We start from the raw sequence: 9,443 nt of genomic DNA, 5'->3' as shown, positions 1-9,443 counted from the left end.
AGCATGACCGCAGAAAATAGGAGATTATAACTAATAACTTATATGCGGTCATGCTTCGCCCTCTTCCAAAGTGAGCATGACCGCAGAAAATAGGAGATTATAACTAATAACTTATATGCGGTCATGCTTCGCCCTCTTCCTCTTCCAAAACCAGATGCACCCGAAGTACAAAGAAATCGGTTTCCGTAGGGCGGTGCCAAGAGTGCCCGCCTTGTTTGATGCCCTTGAAAAATATTAGTTAACGCCTGTCAAAGACTTGAAAATCGGAATTACGTAAGAAATAGGTGCTTGTTGTGCGATTTGCACTCTGACTGAGGCGGTAGTTCCTGGCGTAAGTTTTAGCGCAGGCCCTTTGGAGGAAGACCACTTATAACCGCTGATATTATTTGAATCTTCTTCCAGTTCAGCAAAGATTTGTACGGGCGCGCCACCGCCCGCTGTCAAAGTTTCCGAGAGTTTATTTGCCATGTTTTCATTACCAATAATTGCTGACATTTCTTGGTTGGTTACGGGGAAGGGAGAAACGCGAGTTACTTTGCCGATAATGCCGCCGTAGCGTTCTCGCTTGACGACGCTGGGAGTAACTTGTACGCTCATTCCAGGTTGAATTTGTTTCCCATCTTTGTCAGCAAAATAGACGAGACTTATTATTTTTGCACCCGGATCTTCTGCTTCGATCGCCCCTAAACGCATACCGGCACTAAGAATTTGACCCGGTGCGACGCCAAGTTCTAAAATCTTGCCGTCATATTGGCTGACAATTTTGCTGTCGCCTGCCAATTTCATTGCTAGTTGGGCAATCTTGCGTTTAATTTCTTGAATCTGATTTGTTTGGCTGACAGTCTTTTCTAAATCTTGTTGGGCTAACTTGGTTTCTTGATTTTTGAAATCTTTGATTTTGGTTGTAATTTCGTCAATTTTGTTGAGATTTTGGAGGTGTTCGCGTTCAGTCGTAGTCTTTTCAATGTCCACTTGTTGAATGTTATTTTTAATCTCGTTCATTTTAGTCAGATTTTGTTGGTATTCGCGTTCGGCATTGGTCGCTTGAATGTCGATTTCTTGAATGTTATTTTTGATTTCATTAATTCGATTGAGGTTTTGCATATATTCGCGCTCGTTAGTAGTTTTCTGAACGTCGAGTTCTTTGAGTTGCGTTTCGATATCTGAGACTTGCAGTTGAGATTTCATATATTCCTGCTGGACTTGCAAAAGCTGTTCCTGGGTGATAATCTTTTCCTCAAAAAGACTGCGGTGGGCTTCAACCCGCTGCTGTAGGGTTTTTATTAAAGAACTGATTTCTTGCTTTTGCTGTTTGAGGTTTTGACGTTTTTCTTCGATCACTGTGAGAGTTTGTTGTCGCAGCAAGGGCACGCTCGATTCTCGGCGTAGACTTTCTTGCAGGGTTTCGCGTTTTTGTGTCAAAGCATTGAGGGTTTGTTGGCGCAGCAGCGGTGCGATTGACTCTCTCCGCAAACTTTCTTCCAAACTTTGGCGTTTTTGTCTTAAAGCAGTGAGGTTTTGTTGGCGCAGCAGCGGCGAAATTGATTCTCGGCGCAAACTTTCTTCGAGGTCTTGTTGCTGCTTTTGCAGCGTGTTTAATTCCTGCGATATCTGTTGTTTTTGCAGTTTATTTGTGTCGATTTTTTGCCGTTCCAGTTCGGCTAATTTTGCTTTTTCTTGTTCTAATTGTTGCTTGAGGGCTGATTGGTCAATTGTTGCGATTACCTGACCGCGCTTCACTGGATCTCCCACTTTAATCTTCAGGTTTAATAATCCACCGGCATTCGGTGCTTGAAATTGCACGATCCGGCGCGGCTGAATCAATACTCCCTGACCCGTCACATTCAGCGGAATTCGCCCAACTACACTCCAAACGGTGGCAGTAGCTACTAAGGCGCCGATCGCACTTAAAGGCAGCCAAGCTCTAGGACTAACTACCTGAATCATTTGATCCAGTCTTTCTGGCGAAGATAAACGCTCTAGCGCTTCTTGACGGAAAAGTTTGTTATTTTTAGTTTGCACCTTCTAATTCCTCCTGTTTGTTCTAGCGATCGCAGTCCTTAAAACAATTGAATTAAATCGAAATCTTTAACCGCTTCAGCATCCAATCAAATCTCTTACCCCCTAAACTGAGATCGTCCATCATGTTGACATCGATTTCATCAGCGTATTGAGAATTTCCCGACAGATTTTCCCCCAACAGATAACTACTTCTGCCGTATCCTACGCGACCGATTAGAGCTTGCATTCTAGCAGAAATTAACATAGCAATCGCTCTCAAAAAACGAGTCCCCATCGCCGGATTTTTCTGTATTTCAATGGACAATTGTTGTTTGTCGATCGCCAATACCTGTAAATTTTCCAAAGCTTTAAAACTATAAGCCGACAAACGGGTATCAATTAAAGCCATTTCCCCAGTAATTTCACCCCTTGTCAATTGAGCAATTTCGTATCCGGGCGACTCATCGCTTTCCTCCAAATTTTCAAGTATTGAAAAAACGCTGGCGAAACTGCTGCTGCTATTTTCATTAAAAGTAACTGATACAGTTCCGCGCAGCAGCAGGTAAAGCGTATCTACTGGCCGATTTGCCCGAATTAACATCGTGTCGGCGGCAATTTCTTCAACGCGGCTGTATCTGACAATCCAGTCAACATCACTGTCGCTGAGTTCCCCAAACAGCAAGGGAATATCTTGCAGGGGCGATATTTTCAAATTCGGGCGGCGGATAAATTGTTGAATTAATCGATCGAACTGGTTTTGCAGTAAAATTGCGATCGCCCGATAAAACCGACAAGCAAAGTCCGCGTCTTGTCGCAGTTTCCCCAGCAATTTCTGGCGGGGCAAAACTAAAACTGTTGATTTTTCTGTTGCTTTCACCGCAGTGGCGGCGGGACTGAGATTGAGAAATGATGTTTCTCCTAGCACGTCGCCGCTAGAAAAGCGACCAATTTCTTGCTCTAAATCAGTGTCATCTTCCAGGGCAGAAAAATCCCCTGCTAATACACTTTCTGAGTTGCTTTTAACGGTAGCGCTTAGACTGCCATCAAGCACAATATACAAGCTGTTAACGCTGCTTTGTTGTCGGAACAGTATGGTGTTAGAGGCAAGTCGCTGTCGGCTGCCGTTGGCGATCATCCAGTTAATGTCGCTGTTATTCAACTGTTGGATCAAAACTTCTGTCATAAGCTTTTTTTGTTTTATGTATTGTTGTGATTCGCTGCGGGCTATCGGCTGTTTAAACTTCATCACTCTTGGAGGCAACTGGGGTGCATCTCTATTTGGCAAGGGCGAAGCATTTCGGCAGAAAATTTATTAGTGAGAATCAAAGATTTACTACCGAAATGCTTCGCCCCTACGAGTATATTTGCAAAAATGAGATGCACCCCAAGAAAGGCAACTGTCACATCAGGTAGGGTGCGTCAGATGGGAAAACCCTTATTTTTCTCATCTCACCGAAGGCTGACGCACCCTACAACATCGTTAAAGTTTGCCAGGGCTTTAGTCGAGTTCATATTGCCGAGCGTCAAGTTAGCCGACGCTGCGAACTTTTGCAAAAATTCGGCTGAGTCGTCCGCTAATTCTTCTAGAGTTAGGGCAGTTAAAGTTACGACCGCAGAAAGTTGTTCTAAAGGAGTTCTCTGGTGTTGGCAAAATTGTTTGTCAAAGCGATCGAGATTTTCCGCTGCTTTTTTCACCAGTATTTGCAGAATTTTAAACGCACTGTCTGACAGCACAGGTTGACCCCTATAGTTTTCTAACCTGCCACCTTTGCGGTATGCCGGAAATGATTCTAAACCGATAAAATGCAAAAACCAGTCGGATCGGTAATATCCCAAAGCTGCGACAATGCCTCTGTAGTCGGCAATTAATTCATCGGTCATATTATTTCGCATTGAACCGAAAAAGCGGCGGGTAAAGTAATGCGTAGATTCGTGTTCGAGGCGGATTTTTAGAGAAAGTTGCCCCCACTCAGTTTCTGTTAATCCCAGATTGCTGGCTGTCACGTTACTGTAGGGGCCCGTACTCAAAATTATCAACCGATCTTGATACAATTCTTTGCGGGGAATTAAGCGTTTAAATTCTGCCTCCCAGTCAGTCTCTGAGTATTTATTTTGTCGGACACTCCACTGCTGTTTGTATTGCTCGATCCGATGCCAATTGTTGTAACCGCTAATCGTACAAGCCCCCATAGAATCGGAAATTGGCTGCGGTTCATTGCGTTTTGTAAGTGCTTGCACTAATGTGACAAAATCCTCTCGGTTGGCAGCTATTAATACTGGAATAGTACCCGCCAAAGTTTGATACAATTGAAGTTGAAGTTTTTCGGGTTCGGTGAAAGTTAGCGGAATGCCGTAGCTTGCGGGGCGGGACGCCATCGCACTTTCGTCTGGAAACTTTCCTTTGCGAGTAGCTGCTCGGTATTCTTCAGTTTCGCTGATTCCTGCAACTATGGGAAACTGAAACTGGATCAAACACTTTTTCAATACTTGATAAACTCCCATTGTTTCTGCGGCTGCTGCGTATTTTTCCCAAGCAGCAACGCCCGGTTCAGGATCGGGGGGAAAGGTTTGGGGAAGCTGGACACTGCTAAAATCAAAAACATTTTGGTTGTAAGCCAGCAGTTCGGCAATTTCAGAATCGCCGGCACCGCAGTCTACTAAAACTTTTGTACGCAATTGCTGTTGGTTCATCGGACAAATACCTCAAGTATTAACTATCAGATTTTGGAGTTGATTTGCCCGTGCTGCCTCTATACCAGTGAATTGAGACAATTTTTGACATAATTGATTGTTCTGGTTAAGAGTGATTTTTTTTCAATCCCAGCTTTGTCCGTAACTTTTATAAGTACGATCGACTCTTTCGCTGTTTGCTTTTGCGGGCAGCATCTTGTGGTTGAATGCACTCAACGAAAGGAGGTGTATTGAGAGATACCTTTTTTCGGCTGCTCTCTGATGTGATTTAATAGGTGTAAGGCTAATTGACTTATGCAGTAGATGCCCCCAACTCATAGATTGGAACGATCGCACAATATCAAGCAAATTCGGAGTAGAAAGATCGTAGGCCGAGCGTTCCGTGTATGTGCCAGTACCGGGTGCGGAATGTGGGAACTATCGCCAGCTAGGAAATATAGTGAAGGTGGGACGGTTGCTTGCAGAACTAGCGAGTTCGATCGGCCGATTGGGGCAAAATAGAGAAACGATCGCGCTTCATTAAACTAATAACATTCCCGACTCATAACGAGTTTCCCGTTCGGCAGTCGATACACGCCTTGGGGTTCAACAATGGGGTCGCCTTTTTGCCAAGGACGATCGGAGTTGGTGCTTGAGGTGGTGCCCTCAGTTGGTAGCGTTTCCACATCGACGGTGGGAAAACTGGACATCTGGGCATCTCCGGGGCGCTCTTGCAAGCCACCTGTTCCGGTGATAGTGAAGCGTCCCTGAGTGCGTCGTGAGCGGCGGACAATGCAGCTATTCGCCAGGAGGCTGTCGGTGTTAATCCGATTTTCTGGTAATTCGCTGAGACTGTTTTGAATCAAGCTGACATCGGGTATGGTAATAACTCCACTACCGATCGCGCCAGTGGCATTGATATCGACTTGGTTATTGCGATCGAGGGTATCGGGGTCAGCGTCACCAAGTGCCCGGCGGTAGTTTTCGCCGAAGAAGGCAGGAGTTTCGAGGGTGATGTTGCCGCCTCTGCCATCCTGGGAAAAGGCGAGGATGTCGCTGTCATCCAGGGCGACGATGGAACGGGCGTTGAGAGTGATATTACCGCCGCCACCCGTGCCGCTGGAGACAAAGGTGCTGATGTCGCTGTTGTCTTGCAAGCGGATGGCTCCTGCTGTGATGTCGATCGCCCCACCGGAAGATTGCTCGGCAGTGGTGGTAATGGTGCCATTATTTGCTTGCAGGGTGTCACTGACATTGAGATCGATATTGCCTGCGCTTCCCGATCGACTGCTTCCAGTTGTTAGGATGCTTCCAGACTGGACAAGCAACCTGCCAGTGTTAATAGTTAAGTCGCCTGCATCTCCCGAACCCTGAGTATCTGTGGAAATTAGTCCAAATTCTGTTAACTCTACAGATTCAGAAGCATTCACAGTCACTTTGCCTCCTCGTCCTGTTGCACGACGTATCACCCGCGAACGTGTATCCACAAGCACAGAAGAGTCAGTTGATATCGCTGCCCTACCCCGAATAATTAGCCTCCCAGTATTAACGATCAGGTTGCCTGCATCTCCAGCAGCGACGGTGGAACTAAACAAGCCGCTATTGGAGCCTTGACTTGAAATACCTATCAGCTCTACAGACTCGGAGGCGTTTACCGTCAATTGACCTGCCGCACCTTCACCAAAAGTCAAAGTAGATACTGCTGCTCCATCCCGGACAATCAGTTTCCTGGTGTCGATGGTGATGTCTCCAGCACTTCCGGCACCGAAAGTCTGAGTCGTCAAGACACCACGCGGCGAGTATCCCAGCAATTCCACAGACTCAGAGCCGTTTACGGACAAGTTTCCTCCTGGCTTTGCCCCCTGGGTAAAAGCCACCATTTGAGAACCACCGCTCAGCGATACGTGCCTGCCCCGAACCTGGATAGTACCGCCCGCCTCACCACTTGCATCGACTTTCGCCCCATCCGTTAGGGAAATATCTGCTCGCGCCACATTCTCAGGAAAGCTCAAATGCAGGTTGTTGCCATCTACGCTCAGCCCTACCATTCCGGCTGCTGCGACTCCCCCCAACTCTACCCGACCGCCGAAGGCATTCATCCCCCCACCCGCTAAACTCACATCACCACCCAAGAAAAGCAAGCTCCGACCATCAGGCACCTGAAGCCCCCGTGCGTTTGCTGCCAAAGCTGCTGTTGAACGATTGACGATCGACCCACGAGCTACTTGGTTAAAGAAAAAAGCTGACGGATTGACCGTCAGTAATGGGGGAGGATTGCGATCGGAACTACTGAAGAAGCCCCGAGTGCCAAATTCAATGGCATTCGCTGTGGTTGCTACAAATGAACCTCCGACATCCAAACGAGCATTCGGCCCAAAAATAATGCCACTGGGATTGAGCAGAAATAAGTTGGCAGTACCCCCTGACACGCCGAGAGTTCCTCGAATATCTGAGGGACTGCCCCCTGTTACCCGACTGATAATGTTCTCAATTCCGGGAGGATTCTGAAAATAGACGCTTTGCCCCTCACTGACATTGAATTGGTAGAAGCTGTGAAACAGATTGATGCCGCGAGTTGCTCCACCCTCGATTCGATCGCGAGGCAAACCGTTACTAACTTCTGAATTGATAACAGAGCGTTCGGCTCCTAGGGTGGTATCGGGCGCGATTTGAGCAAAGGCGCGATTTCCAGAGACAGCACTTGCTCCGGCTACCATTAGGAAACTTAATAGCTTTGGGTTCCAGAATCTGCTGTTCTTGCTTTGAGGCATCGATTCAGCTTGCTTGAAGAAATTCCATGCTGTTAAAGCTACTACAGATTGGCGATCGACGGCAGCAGATTCTGAAAGCCTATTTTAGGAGCCTATCCCCTGATATGTAACGAAGCATTTCGGATCGTTGTTAGGAGAGATGTAGCAGCATCTCATTGTGCTGTTTGTACGCGAAGAAGCAAATTCAGACAGGTCAGTTCCGAGGTTCACTGTGAACGGTTCTGATACTCCATTTTTGTCAAGCACTTGACCTAGATCGGGCAGCATCTCGGACAGTTTCGACTCAACAGCACTGTTCAGTTGTGTCCGATCGCCAGAAGTAGGCGAGCATACGAAACTATTCTGGGACGAATCCCAGTAGCAACTCATTGTACGGTGAGAAGCAAGGCGAGGTTCTAATTGGGATAAGTCAATTCCGAGGTTAACTGCAAAGTCGTCTGATTTTGGTGCTCCAGGTTTCTTTAGCAATTGAGCTAAGTCTGGCAGCAGTTCGCACACTTTTGACTCAAATTCTGGGTTATGTGTTTGTGTTTCTCTGGTAGAGTCCATGATTTTCTGCTTCCTAAAACTTATCCAAACTTAACTAAAGCTATCTTTAATTACAGTTCGGCGTTTACTTCCTGCGCTATTGGGTGGTCGGCCATCCCAAGGTAAGCAGGCTATCCCCCTGGCTGCCGAGGGTTCCCAATTTAAAATATTCAAGCTGGCATTCAAGTCACGATCTATCGACACCCCACAAGCAGGACAATCGTAAGTCCGAATGCTTAATGGCATCTCTTGTTTGTGTCCGCAATTCGAGCATATTTTGGAGCTGGGGAACCATCGATCTACCAGAACCAAGCTCGCTCCATACATTTGGCACTTATACTCTAGCTGTCGCCGGAATTCGTAAAACCCTAAGTCCGCTATTGCACCAGCTAACTTATGATTTGCCAGCATCCCGCTTACATTCAAGTCTTCGATTTTAATCAGCTTGAATGTTTTTGCGGTGGAAGTTGTTAGTTTGTGAAGGAAGTCTTTGCGAATGCAGGCGATTCTGGCGTGAAGTCTGCTGATAGAGTTGTAAGTTTTGCGTTGGTTATGGGAGCCTTTTACTTGCCTTGATGCCTTGCGTTGCAACCGTGCCAGCTTGGTTTTCGCACTGGCTCTTAACGGTTTTGGTGCATCAAAAACTTGCCCTTTTGACAGCGTAGCAAAAAATTTAACGCCCACATCGATTCCTACGGAGCTTTCGGGTTGTTTCTCGGGCAAACGTTGGGCATCAACGCAAAAAGAAACTTTCCCAGCGATTTCCTTCTTTTGAAATGGTAAAAGTTTGAGACACAAAACCACACTTTAATGGTTCCTCAAGTCGAAAAGTTCCCAAGGTGGGAATCTTAATTGTATTGCCAGCTTTTAGCAAAACTTTTCCATTAGAAGAATCAACCGCGAAGGATTGGCCGTCTCGGCGGCTGGCAAATTTTGGATGACCGGCCTTCCCCAAGCGATACCTGGCAAACGCTATTTTCAAGTCCATCAAAGCGTTTTGGTAAACTCGACTTGAAAGCGCGTTCATCCAAGCCCATTCAGGTTGTTTTTTGACGTGGTTGGTGAGAACTTTTTTGATGAAGTTGATGACTTTTGAGTCCGTAAATTGTCCCTCACCATACATTTGGGTTCGCAAGCTCAATCCCATGTTGAAGACAACCCGCCTGAATCCTGCGTGTTTTGCCATTAAGGTCGCTTCTTTGTTATTCAACTTGAGCGCTCGCTTGACGGCAAACATGGTTAAACCCTCTCTTGGTAGTTAACTATGGAGAAGTTTAGCAAATTATTTGGCACTTAAGTCTGACTCCTGAGTTTAAGTTTGGCTGTGTTTCGCACAATAGCTTTCACGGGAGTTTCCTTAACAGCATTCCAATCTACGCAGGCTTCAACAAATCAAACTTAAGTTTAATCTACCTAAACAATACTTCGGACAGTTTTGGAACAGGGATGCTCCGCGAGTAGAGCCAAAAAGTC

7 protein-coding genes are annotated in these 9,443 nt (G+C 46.3%); all 7 read right to left on the bottom strand.

Annotated features, from left to right (window positions below; all coding sequences use genetic code 11):
- Positions 1 to 234: 234 nt before the first annotated feature.
- A complete protein-coding gene (locus tag QT974_RS25860) occupies positions 235 to 2,022 on the bottom strand; it encodes an NHLP bacteriocin system secretion protein (RefSeq protein ID WP_333471272.1) in 1,788 nt (595 codons plus the stop codon).
- Positions 2,023 to 2,074: 52 nt separating this feature from the next.
- Positions 2,075 to 3,184: a cyclic nucleotide-binding domain-containing protein gene (locus QT974_RS25855; RefSeq protein ID WP_333471271.1), complete on the bottom strand. Its 1,110-nt coding sequence runs from the start codon at positions 3,182 to 3,184 to the stop codon at positions 2,075 to 2,077.
- 266 nt (positions 3,185 to 3,450) lie between these two features.
- Entirely contained in the window at positions 3,451 to 4,692 is a 1,242-nt protein-coding gene (locus QT974_RS25850; RefSeq protein ID WP_333471270.1) for a DUF7005 family protein, read from the bottom strand.
- A 524-nt stretch (positions 4,693 to 5,216) separates the two neighbouring features.
- Positions 5,217 to 7,442 carry a two-partner secretion domain-containing protein gene (locus QT974_RS25845; protein WP_333471269.1) on the bottom strand — a complete coding sequence of 742 codons (2,226 nt, stop codon included), beginning with the start codon at positions 7,440 to 7,442 and terminating at the stop codon, positions 5,217 to 5,219.
- A gap of 84 nt (positions 7,443 to 7,526) precedes the next feature.
- Positions 7,527 to 7,991 (bottom strand): hypothetical protein, encoded by a 465-nt coding sequence (locus QT974_RS25840; RefSeq protein WP_333471268.1) that lies wholly within the window; start codon positions 7,989 to 7,991, stop codon positions 7,527 to 7,529.
- A gap of 30 nt (positions 7,992 to 8,021) precedes the next feature.
- Positions 8,022 to 8,774: an RNA-guided endonuclease InsQ/TnpB family protein gene (locus QT974_RS25835; protein ID WP_333471267.1), complete on the bottom strand. Its 753-nt coding sequence runs from the start codon at positions 8,772 to 8,774 to the stop codon at positions 8,022 to 8,024.
- A complete protein-coding gene (locus QT974_RS25830) occupies positions 8,704 to 9,207 on the bottom strand; it encodes a helix-turn-helix domain-containing protein (RefSeq protein WP_333471266.1) in 504 nt (167 codons plus the stop codon). The genes QT974_RS25835 and QT974_RS25830 overlap by 71 nt, the downstream gene beginning before the upstream one ends.
- Positions 9,208 to 9,443: the final 236 nt, after the last annotated feature.

This window comes from Microcoleus sp. BM001215392, from assembly GCF_036700185.1.
GTDB lineage: Bacteria > Cyanobacteriota > Cyanobacteriia > Cyanobacteriales > Microcoleaceae > Microcoleus.
Note: the sequence above shows the minus strand (reverse complement) of the source record. Positions and strands in the feature narration are given on the sequence as shown.

Excerpts from the sequence above, each read along its gene's own strand:
- QT974_RS25855 (WP_333471271.1), bottom strand. The coding sequence starts at position 3,184 with ATGACAGAAGTTTTGATCCAACAGTTGAATAACAGCGACATTAACTGG.
- QT974_RS25845 (WP_333471269.1), bottom strand. The coding sequence starts at position 7,442 with ATGCCTCAAAGCAAGAACAGCAGATTCTGGAACCCAAAGCTATTAAGT.
- QT974_RS25840 (WP_333471268.1), bottom strand. The coding sequence starts at position 7,991 with ATGGACTCTACCAGAGAAACACAAACACATAACCCAGAATTTGAGTCA.
- QT974_RS25850 (WP_333471270.1), bottom strand. The coding sequence starts at position 4,692 with ATGAACCAACAGCAATTGCGTACAAAAGTTTTAGTAGACTGCGGTGCC.
- QT974_RS25830 (WP_333471266.1), bottom strand. The coding sequence starts at position 9,207 with ATGTTTGCCGTCAAGCGAGCGCTCAAGTTGAATAACAAAGAAGCGACC.